Source organism: Flavobacterium sp. Root901 (assembly GCF_001429765.1).
Lineage (GTDB): Bacteria > Bacteroidota > Bacteroidia > Flavobacteriales > Flavobacteriaceae > Flavobacterium.
On the sequence record NZ_LMJB01000005.1, the window covers coordinates 208,926 to 232,556 of the forward strand.

General features: G+C 33.6%; 20 protein-coding genes. 11 read left to right on the forward strand and 9 right to left on the reverse strand.

The features are described 5' to 3' along the window. Positions 1-759: 759 nt before the first annotated feature. The 5 genes from ASE21_RS04600 to ASE21_RS04620 all read right to left on the reverse strand — a co-directional run bounded on the left by ASE21_RS04600 (position 760) and on the right by ASE21_RS04620 (position 8,383). Positions 760-3,285: a sodium-translocating pyrophosphatase gene (locus ASE21_RS04600; protein ID WP_057121405.1), complete on the reverse strand. Its 2,526-nt coding sequence runs from the start codon at positions 3,283-3,285 to the stop codon at positions 760-762. A gap of 111 nt (positions 3,286-3,396) precedes the next feature. Continuing rightward, positions 3,397-3,927: an inorganic diphosphatase gene (locus ASE21_RS04605; RefSeq protein ID WP_057121406.1), complete on the reverse strand. Its 531-nt coding sequence runs from the start codon at positions 3,925-3,927 to the stop codon at positions 3,397-3,399. A 131-nt stretch (positions 3,928-4,058) separates the two neighbouring features. Beyond that, positions 4,059-4,658 carry a DNA-3-methyladenine glycosylase family protein gene (locus ASE21_RS04610; protein WP_057121407.1) on the reverse strand — a complete coding sequence of 200 codons (600 nt, stop codon included), beginning with the start codon at positions 4,656-4,658 and terminating at the stop codon, positions 4,059-4,061. 175 nt (positions 4,659-4,833) lie between these two features. Continuing rightward, positions 4,834-7,335, reverse strand: a complete 2,502-nt coding sequence (locus ASE21_RS04615) for a DUF5686 and carboxypeptidase-like regulatory domain-containing protein (protein WP_057122329.1) — start codon at positions 7,333-7,335, stop codon at positions 4,834-4,836. A gap of 70 nt (positions 7,336-7,405) precedes the next feature. Then, the gene (locus ASE21_RS04620) at positions 7,406-8,383 is read right to left on the reverse strand and encodes a pyruvate dehydrogenase complex E1 component subunit beta (RefSeq protein WP_057121408.1); all 978 of its coding nucleotides are present in this window, start codon (positions 8,381-8,383) and stop codon (positions 7,406-7,408) included. Positions 8,384-8,885: 502 nt separating this feature from the next. On the opposite strand from ASE21_RS04620, the gene ASE21_RS04625 reads away from it, so the two are divergent. From ASE21_RS04625 to ASE21_RS04640, 4 genes are all read left to right on the forward strand, one after another. Beyond that, positions 8,886-9,632 (forward strand): electron transfer flavoprotein subunit beta/FixA family protein, encoded by a 747-nt coding sequence (locus tag ASE21_RS04625; RefSeq protein WP_057121409.1) that lies wholly within the window; start codon positions 8,886-8,888, stop codon positions 9,630-9,632. 74 nt (positions 9,633-9,706) lie between these two features. After that, positions 9,707-10,675 carry an electron transfer flavoprotein subunit alpha/FixB family protein gene (locus ASE21_RS04630; RefSeq protein WP_057121410.1) on the forward strand — a complete coding sequence of 323 codons (969 nt, stop codon included), beginning with the start codon at positions 9,707-9,709 and terminating at the stop codon, positions 10,673-10,675. A 163-nt stretch (positions 10,676-10,838) separates the two neighbouring features. Further along, a complete protein-coding gene (locus tag ASE21_RS04635) occupies positions 10,839-11,462 on the forward strand; it encodes a bifunctional nuclease family protein (RefSeq protein ID WP_057121411.1) in 624 nt (207 codons plus the stop codon). Positions 11,463-11,545: 83 nt separating this feature from the next. Further along, positions 11,546-12,397 carry a thymidylate synthase gene (locus ASE21_RS04640; protein ID WP_057121412.1) on the forward strand — a complete coding sequence of 284 codons (852 nt, stop codon included), beginning with the start codon at positions 11,546-11,548 and terminating at the stop codon, positions 12,395-12,397. Positions 12,398-12,435: 38 nt separating this feature from the next. Here the strand turns inward: ASE21_RS04640 and ASE21_RS04645 are convergent, their stop codons facing one another. Further along, positions 12,436-12,732, reverse strand: coding sequence for an isoamylase early set domain-containing protein (locus ASE21_RS04645; protein ID WP_057121413.1), 297 nt, complete (start codon positions 12,730-12,732; stop codon positions 12,436-12,438). A gap of 238 nt (positions 12,733-12,970) precedes the next feature. On the opposite strand from ASE21_RS04645, the gene ASE21_RS04650 reads away from it, so the two are divergent. The 4 genes from ASE21_RS04650 to ASE21_RS04665 all read left to right on the forward strand — a co-directional run bounded on the left by ASE21_RS04650 (position 12,971) and on the right by ASE21_RS04665 (position 15,797). Further along, positions 12,971-13,315 carry a 2TM domain-containing protein gene (locus ASE21_RS04650; protein ID WP_057121414.1) on the forward strand — a complete coding sequence of 115 codons (345 nt, stop codon included), beginning with the start codon at positions 12,971-12,973 and terminating at the stop codon, positions 13,313-13,315. Between the two features lie 9 nt (positions 13,316-13,324). After that, the gene (locus tag ASE21_RS04655; RefSeq protein WP_057121415.1) at positions 13,325-13,807 is read left to right on the forward strand and encodes a dihydrofolate reductase; all 483 of its coding nucleotides are present in this window, start codon (positions 13,325-13,327) and stop codon (positions 13,805-13,807) included. A 540-nt stretch (positions 13,808-14,347) separates the two neighbouring features. Continuing rightward, positions 14,348-15,079 carry a bifunctional demethylmenaquinone methyltransferase/2-methoxy-6-polyprenyl-1,4-benzoquinol methylase UbiE gene (gene ubiE, locus ASE21_RS04660; RefSeq protein WP_057121416.1) on the forward strand — a complete coding sequence of 244 codons (732 nt, stop codon included), beginning with the start codon at positions 14,348-14,350 and terminating at the stop codon, positions 15,077-15,079. A 1-nt stretch (position 15,080) separates the two neighbouring features. Then, positions 15,081-15,797: a porin family protein gene (locus ASE21_RS04665; RefSeq protein ID WP_057121417.1), complete on the forward strand. Its 717-nt coding sequence runs from the start codon at positions 15,081-15,083 to the stop codon at positions 15,795-15,797. Positions 15,798-15,806: 9 nt separating this feature from the next. Here ASE21_RS04665 and ASE21_RS04670 read toward each other — a convergent pair whose 3' ends face one another. Further along, positions 15,807-16,535 (reverse strand): TrmH family RNA methyltransferase, encoded by a 729-nt coding sequence (locus ASE21_RS04670; RefSeq protein ID WP_057121418.1) that lies wholly within the window; start codon positions 16,533-16,535, stop codon positions 15,807-15,809. 37 nt (positions 16,536-16,572) lie between these two features. On the opposite strand from ASE21_RS04670, the gene ASE21_RS04675 reads away from it, so the two are divergent. The 3 genes from ASE21_RS04675 (at position 16,573) to accD (ending at position 21,190) form a co-directional block, all read left to right on the forward strand. Continuing rightward, positions 16,573-19,128, forward strand: a complete 2,556-nt coding sequence (locus ASE21_RS04675) for a BamA/TamA family outer membrane protein (RefSeq protein ID WP_057121419.1) — start codon at positions 16,573-16,575, stop codon at positions 19,126-19,128. Positions 19,129-19,188: 60 nt separating this feature from the next. Further along, entirely contained in the window at positions 19,189-20,256 is a 1,068-nt protein-coding gene (gene fbaA, locus ASE21_RS04680) for a class II fructose-bisphosphate aldolase (protein WP_057121420.1), read from the forward strand. A gap of 79 nt (positions 20,257-20,335) precedes the next feature. After that, positions 20,336-21,190 carry an acetyl-CoA carboxylase, carboxyltransferase subunit beta gene (gene accD / locus ASE21_RS04685; RefSeq protein ID WP_017498373.1) on the forward strand — a complete coding sequence of 285 codons (855 nt, stop codon included), beginning with the start codon at positions 20,336-20,338 and terminating at the stop codon, positions 21,188-21,190. Positions 21,191-21,283: 93 nt separating this feature from the next. On the opposite strand, the gene ASE21_RS04690 is transcribed toward accD, so the two are convergent. After that, a complete protein-coding gene (locus ASE21_RS04690; protein ID WP_057121421.1) occupies positions 21,284-22,168 on the reverse strand; it encodes a cupin-like domain-containing protein in 885 nt (294 codons plus the stop codon). A gap of 85 nt (positions 22,169-22,253) precedes the next feature. After that, positions 22,254-23,501: an ABC transporter permease gene (locus ASE21_RS04695; protein WP_057121422.1), complete on the reverse strand. Its 1,248-nt coding sequence runs from the start codon at positions 23,499-23,501 to the stop codon at positions 22,254-22,256. Positions 23,502-23,631 lie beyond the last annotated feature (130 nt).

The window sequence follows — 23,631 nt, forward strand, 5'->3', positions numbered from 1 at the left end:
AAAAATAAATTAGTAATCACAACAAGAATTCTAAATGTAGAAAAAAGAACCACTACAAAAGGCATTCGATATATTATAACGACAGAATACAGAAAAATTGATAATTGGGCAATCTCAATTATTGACAATCAGCCTCCCTTTATTTTTTCAGATGTATCTGTTGGATCCTCTTTAGAAATTCATTGTTTGGAGCATAATAAAACAGACATTTTTAAGATTACAAAGTCCAGCTAACGAAAAATGAAGCGAATACTAAATAAAGAAAATTCTGGTTATTTTTTTTATTATTTTTGTAAAAAAATAATGATCATAATAACTAGGACAAGAATTTTTTTAATTGGTTTTACTTCATTTCTTTTATTAGTATTTTTTCCATTTGCAATTTATAGTAATGACTTCTTTACTAATAAATTGTTCCAAATGTTTTTTTGGACACCAACTTTTATTTATTTCCTTATTCAGTGTTACATATTTTATTTAGGAAAAAAAACAAACATTAAAAAAGTAAAGATAACTGCGCTAATTAATTTAATTATTGCGTTTTTAATCTGTATTTCTTTTGTTCTTTTTTTTGCATTTGTAATGGCGTTAAATAGTGGATTGGGAAGAATTGGATAAAATAAACAATTTGAATTATATCCATTTTTAAAAATATAAAGCCTTTAGATTACTCTAAAGGCTTTAACATACATTATTTGAGAAGACAATTTTTATAAATTATTTCTGCTTTTTTAGTTTTAAGCAACTTTATTGAAGTTATTATTTTGCAGCTTCAACTTTTGCCAAAACTTCTTCTTCAGTTCCTTCATAAACTTCTGTGGTTGTTTTACCATTTTCTGTTTTGGTAACTGTTCCGGTCGTTTTTCCGTTGATGTTTTTAACTTCAACATTTACAGATTTTCTTTCGTAACCAGCATCCGTATATTTTCCATTTGCATCAAAATGAGCTAAACATCTGGCGGTTTCTTCTGTAGAACAGCCTTTTTCCTTACACATTTTAATACATTCTTCTTTTGTCATTCCAGACATATTACCGCATTTCGACATTCCTGCATGCATTTCTGTTTTTGCACAACAAGAAGCATTTCCTGCAATGTTGGATTCAGAATGCCCTTCTCCTAAAATTGGCGCAATTACCAATCCGATTAAACAGGTTAATTTAATCAGGATGTTCATTGATGGTCCGGATGTATCTTTAAACGGATCTCCAACAGTATCTCCGGTTACAGCTGCTTTATGCGCATCAGAACCTTTATATGTCATTTCGCCATTGATCATAACTCCGGCTTCAAAAGATTTTTTAGCATTATCCCAAGCTCCTCCGGCATTGTTTTGGAAAACTGCCCAAAGAACTCCGGAAACTGTAACTCCTGCCATATATCCGCCTAACATTTCAGCAATTAGCTGGTTGTTATCTGAGTAAACTAATTTTCCTAAAAGTACAATTGCGATCGGGAAACCAATCGTTAAAATTCCCGGAAGCATCATTTCGCGCAAAGCGGCCTTTGTAGAAATTTCCACGCATTTTCCATATTCCGGTTTTCCGGTTCCTTCCATAATTCCCGGAATTTCTTTAAACTGGCGGCGAACTTCATACACCATATCCATTGCGGCTTTTCCAACAGAATTCATCGCTAAAGCAGAGAAAACCACCGGAATCATTCCACCAACAAATAACATCGCCAAAACTGGTGCTTTAAAAATATTGATTCCGTCAATTCCTGTAAAGGTTACATAAGCTGCAAATAAAGCTAATGAAGTTAAAGCTGCAGATGCAATTGCAAATCCTTTTCCGGTTGCTGCAGTTGTATTTCCTACTGAATCCAGAATATCGGTTCTTGTTCGAACTTCTTTTGGCAATTCGCTCATTTCTGCAATTCCTCCGGCATTGTCAGAAATTGGTCCAAATGCGTCAATTGCCAACTGCATTGCAGTTGTTGCCATCATTGCTGAAGCTGCAAGCGCTACGCCGTAAAATCCTGCTAAAGCATAGGAAATCCAGATTGCCACAGCAAATAATAATACGGTTGGGAAAGTCGAAATCATTCCCGTTGCTAATCCTGCAATAACGTTTGTTCCTGCTCCTGTAGATGATTTCTGAACAATTGCCATAACAGGTTTTGTTCCTAATCCTGTATAATATTCTGTTACTGATGAAATAGCGCCTCCAACAACTAATCCTACTAAGGTGGCGTAGAACACACGCATTGAGGATATTGCTTTAGATCCTTCACCAAAGAAAGTCATCTGCATTGTTTCCGGCAGCATATGCTGTACCAAAAAGAAACAAGCAATGGCAGTTAAAACAATAGAAACCCAGTTTCCTATATTTAAAGCTTTTTGTACCTGTGCTTCTTTTGCATTATCATCTGTAATTTTCACTAAAGTCGTCCCGATAATAGAAAACAGAATTCCGAAACCAGCAATGGCCATTGGAAGTAAAATTGGACCAATTCCGCCAAAAGCATCGTTGATACTTCCGCCCATATCTTTTATAACATAATTTCCCAGAACCATTGCAGCTAAAACAGTTGCGACATAAGATCCAAATAAATCAGCACCCATACCGGCAACATCTCCAACATTGTCCCCAACGTTATCTGCAATTGTAGCAGGATTACGCGGATCATCTTCCGGGATTCCGGCTTCTACTTTACCCACTAAGTCAGCACCAACGTCTGCTGCTTTTGTGTAAATTCCGCCTCCAACTCTGGCAAACAACGCAATAGATTCTGCTCCCAGTGAAAATCCAGCCAGCGTTTCTAAAACAACCGTCATTGTTTCAGTATCTTTCCAGACTCCGTCAGAAAATAAATTAAAGAAAATTATGAAAAAGGCAGTTAATCCAAGAACTGCTAAACCGGCAACTCCTAAACCCATTACGGTTCCGCCTCCAAAAGAAACTTTTAATGCCTGCGGTAAACTTGTACGCGCAGCCTGTGTTGTTCTAACGTTTGTTTTGGTTGCGATTTTCATACCTATATTACCTGCATAAGCTGAAAATAATGCGCCAAATATAAATGCAATTACGATTAATAAATGTGTTTTTACACCCGGAATAAAAGTAATTCCTGCCAAAGCTAAACTTGCAATAATAACAAAGATGGTTAATAGTTTATATTCGGCTTTTAAGAAGGCTAAGGCTCCTTCGTAGATGTAATCTGAAATCTCTTTCATTTTACCGTCTCCGGCGTCTTGTTTTAAAACCCAGGTCCTTTTTATTCCCATGAAAAGTAATCCTAAAACTGCCATGACAATTGGCAGGTAAATCATAAATGCATTCATAATTATTAGTGGTTTTGGTTAATAGTCAACAATCTAACTGAACGAATTTAAACAAAAAAGCAATACTCCTGACGGCAGTATTGCTTTTTTTATAATAGAATAAGGTTAAAATTATTTAATACTAAATAATCCAGCCGGTTTATTTTCAATGTCATCAAAACGCTTTGTACACTCGGCAATAATTGCATAAGCTTCGTTTACGTCTCCCCATCCTTCAACATCTACTTTTTTGTTTTCAAGGTCTTTGTAAACCTGGAAGAAATGTTCGATTTCTTTTACTAAGTGAGGGTTAATATCTGAAAGATCGTTTAATGAATTCCAGATTGGGTCTGAAACTGGTACACAAATAATTTTTTCATCTGGTCCTTTATCGTCTGCCATGTGGAAAACACCAATTGGTTTTACTTCCATAACACATCCTGGAAAAGTTGGTTCGTTTACTAAAACCAATACATCTAGAGGGTCGCCGTCAAGGGCTAAAGTTTCAGGAATAAATCCGTAATCTGCAGGGTACATCATTGAAGAGAATAACATTCTGTCAAAACGCATTCTTTTGATTTCAAAATCGTACTCATATTTATTTCTGCTTCCTCTTGGTATTTCGATTAATACATCGAAAGTCGTTAATTTGTCTGCGGTCATTTCGTTTTTTATTATATCTATAATTTCGATTGCAAAAGTAACTCAAACAATCCTTTTTTACAATGAAAAAAGTACATTAATCTGTGTATTTGCACATTAATTAATATACTTTTCTTTTATATAACAGACAGTTAATATGTGATTTTCCTATTTCGCTTATTTAGGTAATAATGCCAGAGCAAATATGTAGCGTAAGATCGGTACGGACTCCATTGCTGTGCATGGATTTCCATTTCCTGTTTGTCATGAATATTCAGTAATTCTTTAATTGTATTTATGACTGCAATATCGCCTAATGGAATTAAATCCGGTTCCTGCAGACAAAACATCAGATAGATGTCAATTGTCCAGTTTCCAATTCCTTTTAATTTGATTAATTCCTCCCGAACCTGCTTTGCCGGTTTCGAAGCCAAACTTTCAAGATCTAATTCTTTATTCAAAATCGCTTCTGCTAAAATTTTGATGTATTTTGTCTTTTGGCGGCTCACTCCTAAACGCCTGAATTCTTCATCAGATAAAACAGCCATATTTTCCGGATCACAGGTTACAAAGGCTTTTATTTTTAAAAATGTGGCTTTCGCCGAATCAATAGAAACTTGCTGTTCGAGAATTAGCAAAACCAGCGTTTCGAAACCCTGCGGCCGCTTTGGAATTGGCGGAAGCCCGTATTTTTCGATTATTTCGAGAAATATGGGATTTTTAGCTGAAAGAAAATCAATGGCTTCCTGCATGATTTGAGTTTTAGTTTTCTCAAAAATAAATAAAATTATTAATTCTAATCACCTAATCATTTTCCTTAATCTTGTCATTTCGACGAAGGAGAAATATTGTGTTGAGGAAATTCAATTTAACAAAAAAGCCGCAAAGAAATAAACCTTTGCGACTTTGTTATTTGTCTCTTTGAACCTAAAAATAGAATCCAAATGATCCTTTTATAGCAAATTTATGGGCATCTGGCATATCCAAATAATTTCCTCTCCAAGAAAAATCAATACGGAATACTTTAAAGATATTTCCAATTCCGGCATGATATTCATAATATACTTTTTCTGGTGCATTATACGGCAATCCAGAAGCATTAATAGCGCGATTGGCATCAGAAATTGTTCCATGAACTGCCCTGACCCCAACAAATTCTCTCCAATTCAGCTTTCTCATAAATGGAACCCTCGCGAATAATCTTCCTCCAAAATCATGATTCCACTGCAGTGTCGTATATTGATCTGTTACAAATTCGTAGAAATTAAGGTTACTAAACGTATTTTCGATTGTAAAATAAGTTTGGTTACCCGGAATTACACTCATTAATCCTAACGGAATTGTACCAAATGTTTTTCCTGTTTCTAAAATAATGTTGGATCTTCCTAAAGGCCCAATAATAATAGGCTGTTTGTAAAAAACCTGAATTTTTTCGTAAGCAAAATCACTGTCAAGAACACCTTTTAAACCATAACTAAAATTAACAAAGAAATGACTAAAAGGACTATCAACTAAATCTCTTTCAACACCATAACCAATAGTTTTACGATTTGGCATATATTCAAACTGAATATTGGCCTCTGATTGTTTTACATCACTTTTTACAACTCCGGCAGGATTTGCTGCAGTTGGTAAAGTTGTGTAATAATCTAAACTAAATGTTTTAGATGCCGATTCTAATGTTCGATAAGAAAGTCCTGCCTGAACTACAAAGTTCTTCTTAGGCTCCATTTCGACAGAAATATTACTCAGATTGATGTTGGTTAATTTTCCGTTGCTTCCCGTTGTAAACAAGGCTGAAGACGCAAAACTTCGTCCTAAAATATCATTTGTTGTGGTTAAACTCGCACCAATCTGTTCGATATCGCGCCTGTTTCCTCCAGAAATAATAACACGTTTTTTCTTGTCTACCATCCATTTTCCAGAAACACCGTATTTGAATTTACTGTCATCGAATCCATAAGCTGTATAAGCTTGTATACGCCACGGATCGTTTGGACCAAAATACGTTCTTCCTCCAACTCTTAATCGCAAACCTTCAACTTCATTATACCCAAATGTGGAGAAAATCGGCCCGTAATCAAAGTTTTTAAACTCAACATAGCCGCTTCCCAAAATCGAGACGAGATTGTAAATCTGCTTAAATCGCTTGACGGTCTGGAGCGTATCAAGCATTTTATAAATTCCTGCTTCGTCTTTATTTAATTTCTCAAAACGATTTTCTTCCCAAAATTCCGGCGGTCGTTCATAGACCGCATTATCTATGAAATTGACTTCTTCTTTATAGAATTTTTCCGGTTTTTGAATATTAAACTTATGGTTTCGATATAAAGTCGTTCTTTTTCCATAAACACCTTTTGATTTTTCTTTTTTATTCAAAGCAAAATCAGACATCATATAATCACGGGTTAAGAGGAAAACAGAATCGTTTTCAACTTCAAATTCCTGTTCGATATAGATATCTTTTACCCAGTTAATATTGGCGCTTTTGGTAACGCCCATATTGATTTTTTTGATTGCAAAAGTACTGTCGTTTACCCAGAAATCTCCTTTAAAAGTTAATTCGTTTTTACGCCTAGGATAAAAAACAATATTAAAACACCACTTTTTGTCAATGTAAGCGCTGTCTTTTAGAACATAATTGTATACATCAATTCCAGTTCTTGAAAGCGGACTTGTAAAACTTTTATCAAAAAATTTAAGGTGGTTGTCGTAAATATTATAGTCAGAATAAAGATCTTTTACGAATGATAAAATCTGCTGGTTTCCATTAAAACCAGACATTTTATTTCCGGTAAGATTTTCTTTTACTTTCTTTAATTTATTATCGCCATAAACATCATAAACTGATTCGTTGATGAAAATTGGCAGGTACGTTTTTCCGGTAACATCTGAAGTATCAACATGACTAAAGACAAACTCCATTCCTTTAAAAAGTTTGTTTTTCATAAAAGCACTATCGATCGTGTTCATATCGAACTCGACTTTTTCGTACTTCTGCATTTGATACTGATTGAATTGGTAAAGTCCGTTTTTACGTTTTCTTTCCCAGATTTTTCTCAAAATATCAAGAGCAGGATTATTCTTTTTGGATGTTTTTCCAGTATAAATTACAACTTCATTTAATGCCTGAGGTTCACTCAAAACAATTTTAAAATCGTAATTGACTGATTTTTCCAAAGGAACTTCTTTATCTGAAAATCCGGCAGAACTTACTAATAAAGCAGTATACGTATTTGGAGATTCCAGATAAAAGCGCCCATCTTCATTAGAAACGATCCCGGTATTTGAGCCCTTAAAAACAACATTTGCAAAAGGGATAGGCTGGTTAGACTTGTCTAAAACAATTCCACTCACTTTCGTTTGTGCAGTAGCAATAGCCGCAAATGCGAATACAAAAAATAGGCTGAGTAAAATTATTCTTTTCATTGTCTGGGCAAAAAAAAACTTCATCAATTAACTATGAATGATGAAGTTTTGTGAGTATTTTAAATATGTATTATTTGTATAACACTTTTTTAACTGCTTTTACTACATCACCTGCATTTGGCAGCCAGTCTTTTAATAAAACCGGAGAATAAGGTGCAGGAGTATCTGCAGTTGTAATACGCTGAATTGGAGCATCAAGGAAATCGAATGCTTGTTCCTGCACAATATAAGTGATTTCAGAAGAAACACTTGCAAAAGGCCATGCTTCTTCAAGAATTACTAAACGATTTGTTTTTTTAACAGATTTAAGAATAGCCTCTTTGTCCATAGGACGAACTGTTCTTAAGTCGATGATTTCACAAGAAATTCCTTCTTTCGCTAATTCATCAGCAGCGATAAAAGCTTCTTTGATAATTTTTCCGAAAGAAACAATTGTAACATCTTTTCCTTCACGTTTAATATCTGCAACTCCTAATGGAATTGTATATTCTCCGTCTGGCACTTCTCCTTTATCACCATACATTTGCTCAGATTCCATGAAAATCACAGGATCGTTATCGCGAATCGCAGATTTTAAAAGTCCTTTTGCATCATACGGAGTTGAAGGCACAACAACTTTAAGACCCGGAGTATTTGCAAACCAGTTTTCTAAAGCTTGTGAGTGAGTTGCTCCTAATTGACCTGCAGAAGCAGTTGGTCCGCGGAAAACGATAGGCACATTAAACTGTCCTCCAGTCATTTGACGCATTTTAGCAGCATTATTTATAATTTGATCAATACCTACTAAACAGAAGTTGAATGTCATATACTCAACAATAGGACGGTTGCCATTCATTGCAGAACCTACCGCAATTCCTGTAAAACCAAGTTCAGCAATTGGAGTATCAATTACTCTTTTTTCACCAAACTCAGCAAGCATTCCTTTTGAAGCTTTGTATGCTCCATTGTATTCTGCAACCTCTTCTCCCATTAAATATATGGATTCATCGTGACGCATTTCTTCGCTCATCGCTTCACAAATGGCCTCTCTAAATTGTATTGTTCTCATATTTTTTATTGTATGTTGAATTTTCTGAAGAGCAAAAATAAATATTTTAAATAACTTAAAAGCAAAAATTGAATTTAAAATCGCATGAAGTTCCTTCTGGATTTTGCATTTAACTTTTTAAACTTCATTGTGCGGTTTACGAAATCGATATAATGGAGTAAAAAGGACACTTAATCCGTTTAAAACTATTTTTAATACAAACTTTAATGTATTTGTTAATTCTTGTTTCTCCTGAAATTCTTCCATAAAAACGTAAAGATTAAAAAATTAGTATTGGCACATCAAAACTTTAACCGTTGTTTAAGCATTAAACATTGCAAAATTCCTAACAATGAAGCTAAATGAGTGCATTTTTATTTTTAGATTCCGATGAAATCCATTCAAAACCATACATTCTTCGAAATCGTAATAGTTTTAAAAAATATTATGCATGCATAGTATAATTATTCCAAATTAAATTCTAAATTTGTAAAAGCATATTATAAATTCAAATTATATACTTATGAAAATATTAGTTTGCATCAGCCATGTGCCTGATACTACTTCAAAAATTAACTTCACCAACGGTGACTCACAGTTTGACACCAATGGCGTACAATATGTAATTAACCCTAACGACGAATTCGGTCTTACACGTGCAATCTGGTTTCAGGAGCAGCAAGGAGCAAATGTAACAGTTGTAAACGTTGGAGGCCCAGATACTGAACCAACATTACGTAAAGCATTAGCAATTGGCGCAAACGAAGCTATTCGTGTAAATGCGAATCCAACTGATGGTTTTTTTGTTGCAAAACAATTGGCAGAAGTAATTAAAAACGGAGGATACGATCTTGTAATTGCAGGAAAAGAATCTCTTGATTATAATGGAGGAATGGTTCCTGGAATGATCGCTGGTATTTTAGGTTCTAACTTCTTAAATTCCTGTACTTCTTTAACAGTCGACGGAAATAATGTAAAAGCAGTTCGCGAAATCGACGGTGGAAAAGAAACTGTAAGTACTACTCTTCCATTAATTATTGGAGGTCAAAAAGGTCTTGTTGAAGAAAAAGATCTGCGTATTCCAAACATGAGAGGAATCATGACTGCAAGAACTAAAGCATTAACTATTCTTGAGCCGGTTGATGCTCCTGTAAATACAAAAGCTGTAAAATTTGAAAAACCAGCTCCAAAATCAGCTGTAAAACTAGTTTCTGCAGATAATTTAGATGAGTTAATCAATTTATTACACAACGAAGCGAAAGTAATCTAGTAATCAGTATTCAGTCGCAGTTTTCAGTTTTTCGAACTTGAAACCTGAAACTTTAAACTTCTAAACAAAAAATTATGTCATTATTAATATATGCAGAATCTGCAGAAGGAAAATTTAAAAAAGTAGCTTTCGAATTAGCTTCTTATGCAAAAAAAGTAGCCGAAAGTTTAGGAACAACTGTTACCGCTTTAACAGTAAACATTAGCGATGTAAGCGAATTATCTAAATACGGAGTTGATAAAGTTTTAAAAGTAAACAATGATAAATTAGCCGGATTTACTGCTAAGGCTTACGCCGATGTAATCAAACAAGCTGCTGAAAAAGAAGGAACAAAAGTAGTTTTACTTTCTTCAACAACAGATAGTATTTATCTTTCATCATTAGTTGCAGTAGCTTTAAATGCTGGTTTTGCTTCAAATGTTGTAGGATTACCTATCAGCACTTCTCCTTTTCAGGTAAAAAGAAATGCTTTTTCAAATAAAGCTTTCAACATTACACAAATCGATACAGATGTAAAGGTTCTTGGTCTGGCTAAAAACTCTTACGGAATTTTTGAAAACGCAGGATCTGCTTCTGAAGAAGATTTTAATCCAACAATTGGAGACAATGATTTTGGAGTAAAAGTAGACTCTGTTGAAAAAGTTACCGGAAAAGTTTCTATTGCTGATGCAGATATCGTAGTTTCTGGCGGACGCGGATTAAAAGGTCCTGAAAACTGGGGAATAATTGAAGATCTTGCCTCTGTTTTAGGCGCTGCTACTGCATGTTCTAAACCAGTTTCTGATTTAGGATGGAGACCTCACAGTGAGCACGTTGGACAAACAGGAAAACCTGTTGCGACCAATTTATATATCGCCGTTGGTATTTCGGGAGCTATCCAGCACATTGCCGGTATCAACTCATCAAAAGTAAAAGTGGTAATTAATAATGATCCTGAAGCACCTTTCTTTAAAGTAGCTGATTACGGAATTGTTGGTGATGCTTTTGAAATTGTACCTAAGTTAACTGAGAAATTAAAAGCTTTTAAAGCACAGCATTCTTAATTTAAAATTCTCTTAAAAAATATTGCTGCCTAAAAACAAGATATTGTATCTTTGTTTATAGGCAGCTTTTTTGTTCCATATTTTTTGATTAAAATTGCACTTTTATTTTATAATCAAAAAAAGCAATAAAATCAGGCGTTAAGTGCCTTTTTTACAAACATATATGAGTCTAGTAAAATTATCTATAAAAGGAATTTCATACAGTCAGACGCAAAATGGTGCATATGCATTAATTTTGAATGAAGTCGACGGTGAAAGAAAATTACCTATTGTGATTGGTGCTTTTGAAGCCCAATCGATAGCTATTGCCTTAGAAAAAGAAATAAAACCTCCTCGTCCGTTAACACACGATTTATTTAAAAATTTCGCAGAACGATTTGATATCGTAGTCAAACAAGTAATTATTCACAAACTTGTTGACGGCGTTTTTTACTCCAGTTTAATCTGCGAGAGAGACAAAATCGAAGAAATTATTGATGCCAGAACTTCTGATGCTATTGCTTTAGCATTACGTTTCAACGCACCAATTTTTACCTATAAAAATATTTTAGATAAGGCTGGTATTTATTTAAAATCAAACACTTCAGATTCTGATCAGGGTTCGCAGGAAATTGATGATGTGCTTTCTAATCCTGAAACTTTTGGACATGAAGAAGAAACAAATCAATCTGGTGAAGTTTATGCAAAACATTCTTTGCAGGAACTAAACGAATTGCTGGATCAGGCAGTTTCTCAGGAAGATTATGAAAAGGCCGCAAAAATCAGAGACGAAATCTCTCGAAGATAAATTTTAAATGTTAATCGTTTAACCCTTTATTCATTAATTCAATTAAACAAATACGCGATTAAACGATTGATTATACAAAAAACATGAAACAATACTTAGATTTAGTAAAACACGTTTTAGAAAACGGCTGTCAAAAAGGAGATCGTACAGGTACCGGGACAAAAAGTGTTTTTGGTTACCAAATGCGTTTTGATTTAAGTGAAGGTTTCCCAATGGTTACCACCAAAAAATTACATTTAAAATCTATCATTTACGAACTGCTTTGGTTTTTAAAAGGTGATACCAACGTAAAATACCTACAGGAAAACGGAGTAAAAATATGGGACGAATGGGCCGATTCTAATGGTGATCTGGGACCTGTTTACGGACATCAATGGAGAAACTGGAACAGCGAAGAAATTGACCAGATCTCGGAATTAATTACCGAATTAAAAACAAATCCCAACAGCAGGAGAATGCTGGTTTCTGCATGGAATCCTTCGGTATTGCCGGATACTAAAAAATCTTTTGAGGAAAATGTCGCTAATAACAAAGCCGCTTTACCTCCATGTCATGCTTTTTTTCAATTTTATGTTGCAACTCCAGATTTAGAAAAAGGAGAAACCAAAGGAAAATTATCCTGCCAGTTGTACCAAAGAAGTGCTGATATATTTTTAGGAGTTCCTTTTAATATTGCTTCTTATGCTCTGTTAACCCTGATGATTGCACAAGTTTGCGATTTAGAGCCAGGCGAATTTATTCATACTTTTGGCGATGCACATATTTACAATAATCATTTTGAACAATTAGAATTGCAATTAACACGCGAACCAAAACCATTACCAAAAATGATTTTAAATCCGGAGATTAAAAACATTTTTGATTTTGATTTTAATGATTTCACACTCGTAGATTACGATCCACATCCTGCAATAAAAGGCAGTGTTGCTGTATAAATAAAAAAATCCGCCTGATATTAATTAAGCGGATTTTTTTATACAACCAAAACACCGTTTTCACTTCCGGCATAATCATTCCATTTGTAAAAATCAGCTTCAGGGTCATTAACATAAGCCCCGTCGATTAGATACTTAAATTCGTAAATCGCATCTTTAACCAAATCATAAGTTGCTTTAAAAGTTCCATTTTTTAACTTGCTTAAAGCTCCTTCTGAAGGATCCCAGTTATTAAAATCACCAACAACTGCTGCCGAATCAGCATTTTTGGCATCTATAGAAAATGTAACCTTAACTACTGGTTTTGTTTTAATAAATTGTTTCTTCAAAGACATAACTGTTTAGTTTTTAGATTTATAGAATAAAATTAAACAAATTCATTTAAACATCCGACAGCACCATATCCGATTTATGATTATGATAAAAACAGTATGTTATTTTAATTAGATCTATAATTTAATACGCTTTATTTTTCGCATTTCAAATTGTGAGAATATTTTGAAGGAAATATTCTATAGCCGAAATAGGGAGTTTTAAAAATAAATTTTAACTTTATAATCTCATTTTTATCTTATGGAAAAAGAAGTACACGAACAATATGAGTATGCCAGAAGACGATTAAGACAAAAAAAAGTCTTATATTTTCATTTTGTTCTTTTCCTTATAGGAAGTTTATTTTTGTTTATTGCCAATAGATTTTTTGGCTTTGGAGAAGGAACAACCCAAAACTGGTGCATCTGGGGTATTACTATCTGGCTCTTTATTTTTATTCTGCATTTTATAAAAGTATATATAACAGATCGTTTTATGAATAAAAAATGGGAAAGAGAACAAATTGACAGACTTGTTGCCTTACAACAAAAAAGAATCAGCCAATTGGAATCGAAAATAAACGACGACACTGAAAATAAAATTTAGTTATATACCATGATTATAATGATAGCGGCAGTTGCCGAAAATAATGCCCTGGGAAAAAATAATGAATTAGTATGGCATCTGCCAAATGATTTTAAAAGATTCAAGGCTCTTACAACTAATCATCATATTATTATGGGAAGAAAAACTTTTGAAAGTTTCCCAAAGCCCTTACCAAACAGAGTTCATATTGTTATAACGCGTCAGAAAAATTACAATCCGGAAGGATGTATTGTTGTTGACAGCATGGAAAAAGCTATTGAATTGTGTCCTAAAAACGAAGACTCATATATTATTGGCGGAGGAGAAATTTATAATTTAGGTTTACCATTTGCAGATATCATTGAAATTACTAAAGTACATCATACTTTTGATGCCGATGCTTTTTTTCCAAAAATCAACAAAAGCGAATGGCAGCTCGTAGAATCTGAAGAAAATTTTAAAGACGAAAAACATCTTTATGATTATACTTACGAAACTTACATTAGAAAATAAATAAAAAAACATCCTCTTTTGAAGGATGTTTTTTAAAAAACGATTGATTTTAGTCTTGACTTGCTCAAGAAATAGTTTTTGTAAAATCGCAAATGCAAAAAGCATTTGAAATAACTGAATAACATTTAATGTTAATTGAGACGAATCTCAAAAGCGCCTTTAATAACAAATACCACTAAGATATTAAAGGCAAGAAAATTAAAATTTCCAAAAACAAATTTAATCCTAAGAACGTACTTCGCACTTTTTAAAATAGTATTCCCCCAAGAACAACACTTTAAAAACTACTTTCCTGAACAAACAACTGCCAGTGCAAAAAAAACAGTCATCTGATTAAGTCAATGTGAAATTATCAATCATTAAATTTCATCATTTTTACTTAGACAAAGTTGTGCATAAAAACGGCTCAGCACAATACCCACTTTTAGTTATATTTTAAAAATACCCACTTTTGGTGATGCGTTAAAAACATTTAATTGACAATTTAAAAAACTCAATTACAGTTAAACTAGATTGTTTATATTTGCGTAAATTATAGTAATGTCTGAAAAAATAACTCCATATAAAGACTCTTCTTTAGGTAAGAAAGAGCAGGTTGCCCAAATGTTTGATAACATTTCAGGGAACTACGATAACCTGAATCGTGTAATTTCATTTGGTATTGATACTAAGTGGAGAAAAAAAGTATTAAAAATAGTTTCTGATTCTAAACCAAAAGTAATTCTGGATATTGCTACAGGAACCGGAGATTTGGCTATTTTGATGGCCAGAACAAATGCTGAAAAGATTATTGGTCTTGATATTTCGGCAGGAATGCTTGAAGTGGGCAGAAAAAAAGTTGATGAAAAAAAACTTTCCAATGTTATTGATTTAGTTTTAGGCGATTCTGAAAACATTCCTTTTGAAGATAATTATTTTGACGCCATTACAGTAGGTTTCGGAGTGCGTAATTTTGAAAATTTAGAAAAAGGATTTGCCGAAATTTTACGGGTTCTAAAACCAAATGGTGTATTTGTAATCCTGGAAACTTCTGTTCCTGATAAAACACCATATAAACAAGGATATAAATTTTACACTAAAAATATACTTCCGGTTATTGGAAAATTGTTTTCTAAGGACAATTCGGCTTACGGTTATTTGTCTGAATCTGCAGCGGCTTTTCCTTATGGCGAGGCGTTAAACAATATTTTAAGAAAAACTGGGTTTATAGATGTTGCAGCAATGCCGCAAACTTTTGGTGTAGCAACCATTTATTCAGCATCTAAAAAATAGTATGAAAAAAATTGTAATCGTAATTTTACTGGTCTTAACGACAAAAGGATACTCTCAATTTGCTAAAAGTATGTTTAGTAAAGATCCTATTATCAACCTTGAAAACTGGCAGAAACAGCGTGTCTATTTTGGTTATTATTTAGGATTTAACAGTTTCGATTTTAAATTTGATTACAAAAATCCAGTTCAAGGTGACATTCAGGTAAAAAAGACAACCGGATTTAATGTAGGTGTTGTTGCCGATTTAAGACTTCAGGAATATATTAATCTTCGTTTTGAACCGGGATTATATTATACAAAAAGAGATTTGTATTATCCCGGCGTAGGAAATTTAGAGAAAGATTATCTCAGAGAAGTAAACAGTACTTACATTCACTTTCCTTTATTGTTGAAATTCTCTTCTTTAAGAACCGGAAATATCCGCCCGTATTTAGTTGGAGGAATGTCTACTACTTTAAATTTATCAAGCAATTCAAGCTCAAATGATGATAACTTTGAAGGCAAATTCAGGGTAAAACAATGGACTGCTGCTTATGAACTTGGTTTTGGAATTGATTTCTTTACTGAATATTTTATTTTCTCTCCCTCAGTAAGAGGAATGTTTGGTATAGGCGATGAATTAATTCGCGATAAGCCTGTAAACGGTCCGAGTCCGTGGACAGATAATATCGATTCTATGAAATCCAGAGCGATTTTAATAAATTTCACATTTCATTAAAACAAAATATTAACTATTTCGTTTAAATTCACTTAAAATAATTGCTGTTGCTGTAGCTACATTTAAACTTTCCGTTTTTTGCAGCTCACCAAATCTTGGAATTGTGATTCGGGTGGTAACTATTTTTTCAATTTCTGCTGAAATACCGTTGGCTTCGTTACCCATAATAATGATCCCGTTTTGCGGTAAATCATATTGATAAATATTATCGCCATCCATAAAAGTTCCAAAAACAGGAAGTTTTGTCTGACTTATAAAAGTTTTCAGGTCAACATAATTTACGTTTACTCTGGCAATTGATCCCATAGTAGCCTGAACTACTTTTGGATTATAAATATCGACTGTTTCTTTTGAACAGATAATTTGTCTGATTCCGAACCAGTCACAAAGACGCATAATTGTACCTAAGTTTCCGGGATCACGAATATCGTCTAAAGCCAGAATTAAACCTGAATTTATAATTTGATTTTCGACAGGCATTTTAAAAACTGCCAGGCAGGAATTTGGCGTAGTTAAAGCACTTATTTTTTTCAGTTCTTGTTCATTAATGAGAGTTCGCTTTGACTCGTGAACTTTTTCAAAATCGTTTAAAGTGGTGTATAAATGTTCTAATTCAAAATTGGATTGCAGCAATTCCTGAATTACCTTTACCCCTTCGGCAAAAAATAATTGATTTGCAAAACGCTGTTTTTTTTGATGCAGACCTGATATAAGCTTTATTTGGTTTTTACTAACCATAAAATAATGTACTTTTGAATTAAATATTAAAAAACACTTGAAAAATAATTCCACAAAAATAATAGCATTTATCCTAATAGCAATACTTATTTGCGCTTGTAATGCTGTAAAAAGAGTTCCGGATGGAAAAAACCTTCTTGTAAAAAATAATATTCTTGTAAACGGAAAATCTACAAATGATGAAAACGCATCTAATCAGTTGTATCAAAAACCAAATGGTACTTTATTAGGCTATAAATTGCGTTTAAATTTATATAATCTTGCCAACCTGAATCCAGATTCTACTTATCAGGCAAAATTTAAAAACAATCCCGGGTTATACGAACGTCAGGCTAAAATTTTATCAGCCAAACAGGTAGACAGGCTGGGCCAGTCTTTTTTATATAAAGGAATACATGAGTTTTTAAAAAGTACCGGAGAACCGCCAGTTATTATCGACACCGCCAGAACTAAAAAATCATTACAGCGTTTAAAGTTTTATTATTTTAACAATGGTTATTTTAATGTTGTAACAGATTATACAATAGATAGTATTGCCCGAAAAAAAGCGGCTGTAAATTATAACATTACAACGGGCCCTGCTTATATTCTTGATACTATTAAAACCAAAATATTAACTCCTGCACTCGATTCGTTGTATAAAACAAACAATGAACCTTCATTTTTAAAATCAGGAAATCAATATAAAACTACTGATTTTGAAGATGAAAAAAACCGCATCACAACTTATTACAGAAATCACGGTGCTTACTTTTTTCAGCCAACATACGTAACTTTTGATATCGATACAATTGGTAAAAAAAACAAAGCCGATGTAACTTTAATAATCAACAATAACAACATTCAGGAAAGAGATTCAAGCAGAACAGAGCCATTCAAATTGTACACTATCAGTGATGTGAACATTTACACTGATTATTCTCCTGCAAATGCAAAAAGTAAAATTAACGACAGCACAACATACAATAATTTTAACCTGTACAGTTATAAGAAACTAAAATACAAACCACGCGCAATTACAGATGCCATTTTTATTACTAAAGGAAGCGTTTTCTCTGATACAAGAACCACACTTTCTTCAAGATATTTGAATAACCTTAAAATTTTCAATTATCCCTCTATTCAGTATGAAGTTGATAAACGCGACCCAACCGGAGAATCCTTAATTGCCAAAGTTTATTTAACACCAAGAAAAAAATACAGTTTTGGAGCAACATTAGATTTTACCCATTCTAATATTCAGGATTTTGGAATTGGAGCCAGTGTTTCAGAAACTATTCGAAATGTATTTAACAGGGCCGAAACATTAGAGATTTCTGCGCGGGCCAATATTGGTTCCTCAAAAGACATGGCAAACCCAAACAATAACTTTTTCAACGTTTCGGAATACGGATTGGATTTAAAACTTAATTTTCCAAGAATCCTGATGCCTTTTGGAACAGAAAAAATTATTCCGAAGAGAATGATTCCTTCTACCTCAATTGCTGCAGGTTTTTCAAAACAGCGGAATATTGGTTTAGATAAAGAAAATTTTACCGGAGGAATCGCTTACAACTGGTCTCCTAAAAGACGTAATACAGTAAAATTTGATTTATTGAACGCTCAATATGTTCGAAACCTAAACCCAAATAACTATTTCAATGTTTATAAATCTTCTTATAATGAATTAAATAGTATTGCACAGGATCACAATCCTTCTGCCGGAAATATTGATGGAGACGGAAACTTAATTATACCTTCGGGGACAACTAATTTTACAAACGAAGTATTAACGCAGCAAACCGACTTAAAACCTGGCGATGCACAATATAAAGATGTAGAAAGTATAGAAGAAAGAAGGGTTCGTTTAACTGAAAATGATTTTATTCTCTCTACCAGTTATACTTTTACGAAAACCACTAAAACAGATTTGGCAGATAATACTTTTTATCAGTTTAAAACTAAATTAGAATCTGCAGGAACTTTATTATCAGCCATTTCCAGCATTGGAAACTTAACTAAAAACACCAATGGCAATTACGAGATTTTCAATTTAGAGTATGCTGAATATATTAAAGGAGAATTTGATTATATAAAGCACTGGGATTTTGGAAAAGAAAAAGTATTAGCCGTAAGAAGCTTTTTTGGAATTGCCATTCCATTTGGTAATTCAAACTACATTCCGTTTTCACGAAGTTATTATTCCGGGGGATCAAACGACAACAGAGCCTGGCAGCCATACTCTCTGGGTCCGGGAAGCACAAATGCTTTAAACGATTTTAACGAAGCAAATATGAAAATTGCCCTTAGTGCCGAATACCGATTTAAAATTTTTGGCGATGTTAAAGGAGCGATCTTTGCAGACGCCGGAAATATCTGGAATGTACTCGATAATGTAATAGACCCGAAAGCAAAATTCGACAACTTAAACGATTTAGAAGAAATTGCTTTAGGTTCAGGATTTGGATTACGATATGATTTAAGCTTTTTTGTTATTCGTTTAGATTTAGGCTTCAAGACTTATAATCCGGCACATGACAAGGGTGACCGATGGTTTAAAGAGTACAATTTTGGACACTCTGTTTTAAATTTTGGTATAAATTATCCTTTCTAATGCTAATTAATTCTTATTTTTGCAACCTAAAAACTAAAAACAACTATAAAAAAAATTACAATGGCACACAACATTAAACCAGGAGTAGCTACAGGAGATCAGGTTCAGGAGATTTTTAATTATGCAAAGGAAAAAGGATTTGCTTTACCAGCTGTAAACGTAACTGGTTCTAGTACAATCAATGGGGTTCTTGAAACTGCAGCAAAACTAAATGCGCCAGTTATTATTCAATTTTCAAACGGAGGAGCACAATTTAACGCAGGAAAAGGTTTATCTAACGCAGGCGAAAAAGCAGCAATTGCTGGTGGAATCGCTGGAGCATTACATATTCATACATTAGCAGAAGCTTACGGTGCAACTGTAATTTTACATACTGACCACTGTGCAAAAAAATTATTACCTTGGATTGATGGTTTGTTAGACGCTTCTGAAAAACATTTTGCAGAAACAGGAAAACCATTATTTAGTTCTCACATGATCGATTTGTCTGAGGAGCCAATCGAAGAGAACATTGAAATCTGTAAAGAATATTTAGCGAGAATGAGCAAAATGGGAATGACATTAGAAATCGAACTTGGTATTACAGGTGGTGAGGAAGATGGCGTTGACAACTCAGACGTAGACAGCTCAAAATTATATACACAGCCAGAAGAAGTAGCTTATGCTTACGAAGAATTATCTAAAGTAAGTCCTAAATTTACAATCGCTGCTGCTTTTGGAAACGTTCACGGTGTTTACAAACCAGGAAACGTAAAATTGACTCCAAAAATCTTAAAAAATTCTCAGGATTACGTACAAAACAAATTCAACACTGGACACAATCCGGTAGATTTCGTTTTCCACGGAGGTTCAGGTTCTACACTTGAAGAAATCAGAGAAGGAATCAGCTACGGAGTTGTAAAAATGAACATCGATACAGATTTACAATTTGCATACACAGAAGGAATTCGTGATTATATGGTTAAAAATCTTGACTATTTAAAATCACAAATTGGTAACCCTGAAGGTGCTGATGCTCCAAACAAAAAATATTATGACCCAAGAAGATGGGTTCGTGAAAGTGAAGTAACATTCAACGCAAGACTTGAACAAGCTTTTGCTGACTTAAACAATGTGAACACATTATAATAAAAGTTTCAAGTATCAGGTTTAAAGTTTCAAGTTCACGTCTGAAACTTGAAACCTGAAACAAAAAAAACAATAAAATATGGCTTGGTTTAAAAGACAAGAAAAAGGGATTACGACCGCTACAGAAGATAAGATGGACGTTCCGAAAGGATTGTGGTACAAATCTCCTACTGGAAAAATTATTGATGCAGACGAATTAGCACGCAACTTATTCGTAAGCCCTGAAGATGATTTTCATGTTCGAATTGGAAGCGCAACCTATTTTGAAATTTTATTCGACAATAACGAATTTGTTGAGTTAGATAAAAACATGACATCAAAAGATCCTCTGCATTTTGTGGACACAAAAAAATATGCAGAAAGATTAAAAGATGTAATGGAAAAAACTCATCTTAAAGACGCTGTACGTACGGGAGTAGGGAAATCTAAAGGAAAAGAACTTGTAATCTGCTGTATGGATTTTGCTTTTATTGGTGGATCTATGGGTGCGGTTGTAGGTGAAAAAATTGCAAGAGGTATTGATCACGCGATCAAAAACAAACTTCCTTTTGTAATGATTTCTAAATCTGGTGGTGCCCGTATGATGGAAGCTGCTTATTCTTTAATGCAATTGGCAAAAACTTCTGTAAAATTAGCTCAGTTAGCTGAAGCTAAACTGCCATACATTTCTCTTTGTACAGACCCGACAACTGGGGGAACAACTGCATCTTACGCAATGTTAGGAGATATCAACATCTCTGAGCCGGGCGCTTTGATTGGTTTTGCCGGTCCGCGTGTTGTTCGTGACACTACAGGAAAAGATTTACCGGAAGGTTTCCAAACTGCTGAGTTTCTTTTAGAACACGGTTTCCTTGACTTTATTACACCAAGAAAAGAATTGAAAGATAAAATCAATTTATATATCGATTTGATTCAGAATAATGATATCAGATAGTTTTTAAAACTGCTATTAATATAAAATCCCAAGATTTGCTTCTTGGGATTTTTTTATATTTAAGTTTTGCCTTTAAATAATTGCAAAATTAGATTAGTTTTTTGGTCTGTCATTTCTTAATTCTCTTTCAGCAATTTTGAAAACCAATTTCTCACGCCATTTAGCATAACGTTCTCTAAAAACTATTTTTATAGCACTATCGACTGCGCCATGCATAAATAAACTCCATACACTAGCGATTTTTCTTGAAACAGAACTATCCCATGCACGAAGTGTCAACGAAAAAGAACCGTCAATATAGCGCATCCAGTGCCACATTCCTGTTGGCATAAATAAGGTATCTCCATGTTCGAGAAAAACCTCATAACCCTCTACTCCCTTTAGAGCCGGAAATTTTTCAAAATCGGGATTGGCAACATCGTAATCTTCTAATGCATAAGTGGTATTAGGAAGACAATACAACCTTTTCTTCCATTTATTATCAAATAATATAATATGTTTTCTGCCTCCAAAATGAGTATGAAAAAGATGTGGCAGATCAATATCATAATGCAAAAAAGTAATTGCTTTTGAACCTCCAAAAAACATTGCCGGCATGCTTTCTATAAAACCGCCCATTAATTCTTTTGGGATTTTTACATCATTAACTAATTCGGGTTTGTGTTTAAAGAGATTGAAGAAAAAAATACGCAAATCTGTTGGCTCTCTTTTTATTAAATCGAGATAATCGCCAAATTTCATACTGGCAATCGAAGCATTAATTACTTTAGCGGGATCGGCTTTAGAATTGTCCACTAGTTTTACTTCAATATCTCCTGCAATTTGCTTAAAATATTCCGTCGACCATTTTTCTCTGGCGGGCCAGTCTTTTGTTAGTCCTTTTATAATTAAAGGTTTCCTTTTATCTAAATAATTCTTTTTAAAATCATCTCTGGAAATAGACTCAATAATATCAACATGTTTTAATATAAAGCTCATTTTTTTTAGTGATTTAAATTGTTATTTACACAAAAAAATCCAACCAACTCCAGTCTTCAAGAATTACATAAAATAAAAATGACAGCTACATTCCCGTTCGGATAGCTTCAACAGGATCTAAATTTGCAGCAGAAATTGCCGGAAGTATTCCCGAAATCAATCCAATCAATGCTGCTAAACCGGTTCCTAAAAGTATATTTCCCAGACTCAAAACAAATTCGAAATCAAGTACTTTTGTCAGAATAATTGAAATTCCCCAAACCATCAATAATCCAATAATTCCACCAATTACAGATAGAATTATGGCTTCAAACAAAAACTGAAATAATATGAAACGATTTTTGGCTCCCAATGATTTTTGAATTCCAATTAAATTGGTTCTTTCCTTAACCGAAACAAACATAATATTAGCAATTCCGAAACCGCCGACTAAAAGAGAAAATCCGCTGATAATCCATCCTACAACATTCATTTGGCCTAAAATTCCGTCGATAAAATCTGTAAATCCAGAAAGCACATTAATAAAAAAGTTGTCCATTTCTCCTGCTTTCATTCCGCGAATTGCTCGCAGCTTTTGCGCAACTTCAGCTTTGTAAGCATCCATATCAACACCTTTTGTAGGCTTTAAAACAATAACCGGTGTCATGGCGTCGCTGTCACCATACATTCTGCGTAAAAAATTTGCCGGCAGATAAACAGATGTATCGTTGCTGTCTCCAAAAAATCCTGCTCCTTGTTTTGTAATTACGCCAATAACTGTAAAACGCTGTCCATACAATCGAATATTTTTTCCAATTGGATCACTGGAACCAAAAAGACCTTCAGCGATTTCATACCCCAAAACAATAACTGCAGTTCCTGAGTTTGATTCAGATTCATTATAGAATCTTCCTTTATCAAAACTTAATCCGTCAATATCTACCATCTCAAAAGAAGAAGGAACGATATTTACATCGGCAACCGTTTTTGAATCATATTTTAAAGTTTCGTGATTTACAAACAGTTGATATCCTACCTGATCTGTATTATTCATTGAATTTTTCAGACCTATATATTCATCATATTTTACATTTGGAAACTGTTCTCTTTTCCATTGTGGAATTTCAGACGGTCCAAAACAGTATTTCATTAAATAAATCGTATTTTTATCTAAGCTGCTCAAATCTTTAGAGATTTTTTTATCCAAAGAATCAACTGCGGCCAGGACGGCAATAATTGAAAAAATACCAATTGTAACACCTAACAGCGACAATAAAGTCCGTAATTTATTATTGCGTAATGCGTTTATGGCAAAACTGAGACTTTCTTTTAATAATCGTAGATAAAGAAGCATATTATGTATTTTTCAATAAAGTAAAATTCAATAATTTAAAAACAAAAACCTAATAAAAGTTAACTTACTCATCAGTAGATTTTTTTAAGAGAATGTTACATTAATTTCTTTTAAAATAATATATAAAAAA

Bases quoted from the DNA above. Each gene is read 5' to 3' on its own strand.
- accD (WP_017498373.1), top strand. From the start codon at position 20,336: ATGGCTTGGTTTAAAAGACAAGAAAAAGGGATTACGACCGCTACAGAA.
- ASE21_RS04650 (WP_057121414.1), top strand. From the start codon at position 12,971: ATGGAAAAAGAAGTACACGAACAATATGAGTATGCCAGAAGACGATTA.
- fbaA (WP_057121420.1), top strand. From the start codon at position 19,189: ATGGCACACAACATTAAACCAGGAGTAGCTACAGGAGATCAGGTTCAG.
- ASE21_RS04620 (WP_057121408.1), bottom strand. From the start codon at position 8,383: ATGAGAACAATACAATTTAGAGAGGCCATTTGTGAAGCGATGAGCGAA.
- ASE21_RS04695 (WP_057121422.1), bottom strand. From the start codon at position 23,501: ATGCTTCTTTATCTACGATTATTAAAAGAAAGTCTCAGTTTTGCCATA.
- ubiE (WP_057121416.1), top strand. From the start codon at position 14,348: ATGTCTGAAAAAATAACTCCATATAAAGACTCTTCTTTAGGTAAGAAA.
- ASE21_RS04655 (WP_057121415.1), top strand. From the start codon at position 13,325: ATGATTATAATGATAGCGGCAGTTGCCGAAAATAATGCCCTGGGAAAA.
- ASE21_RS04635 (WP_057121411.1), top strand. From the start codon at position 10,839: ATGAGTCTAGTAAAATTATCTATAAAAGGAATTTCATACAGTCAGACG.
- ASE21_RS04640 (WP_057121412.1), top strand. From the start codon at position 11,546: ATGAAACAATACTTAGATTTAGTAAAACACGTTTTAGAAAACGGCTGT.
- ASE21_RS04690 (WP_057121421.1), bottom strand. From the start codon at position 22,168: ATGAGCTTTATATTAAAACATGTTGATATTATTGAGTCTATTTCCAGA.
- ASE21_RS04600 (WP_057121405.1), bottom strand. From the start codon at position 3,285: ATGAATGCATTTATGATTTACCTGCCAATTGTCATGGCAGTTTTAGGA.
- ASE21_RS04645 (WP_057121413.1), bottom strand. From the start codon at position 12,732: ATGTCTTTGAAGAAACAATTTATTAAAACAAAACCAGTAGTTAAGGTT.
- ASE21_RS04625 (WP_057121409.1), top strand. From the start codon at position 8,886: ATGAAAATATTAGTTTGCATCAGCCATGTGCCTGATACTACTTCAAAA.
- ASE21_RS04630 (WP_057121410.1), top strand. From the start codon at position 9,707: ATGTCATTATTAATATATGCAGAATCTGCAGAAGGAAAATTTAAAAAA.
- ASE21_RS04670 (WP_057121418.1), bottom strand. From the start codon at position 16,535: ATGGTTAGTAAAAACCAAATAAAGCTTATATCAGGTCTGCATCAAAAA.
- ASE21_RS04610 (WP_057121407.1), bottom strand. From the start codon at position 4,658: ATGCAGGAAGCCATTGATTTTCTTTCAGCTAAAAATCCCATATTTCTC.
- ASE21_RS04615 (WP_057122329.1), bottom strand. From the start codon at position 7,335: ATGAAAAGAATAATTTTACTCAGCCTATTTTTTGTATTCGCATTTGCG.
- ASE21_RS04605 (WP_057121406.1), bottom strand. From the start codon at position 3,927: ATGACCGCAGACAAATTAACGACTTTCGATGTATTAATCGAAATACCA.
- ASE21_RS04665 (WP_057121417.1), top strand. From the start codon at position 15,081: ATGAAAAAAATTGTAATCGTAATTTTACTGGTCTTAACGACAAAAGGA.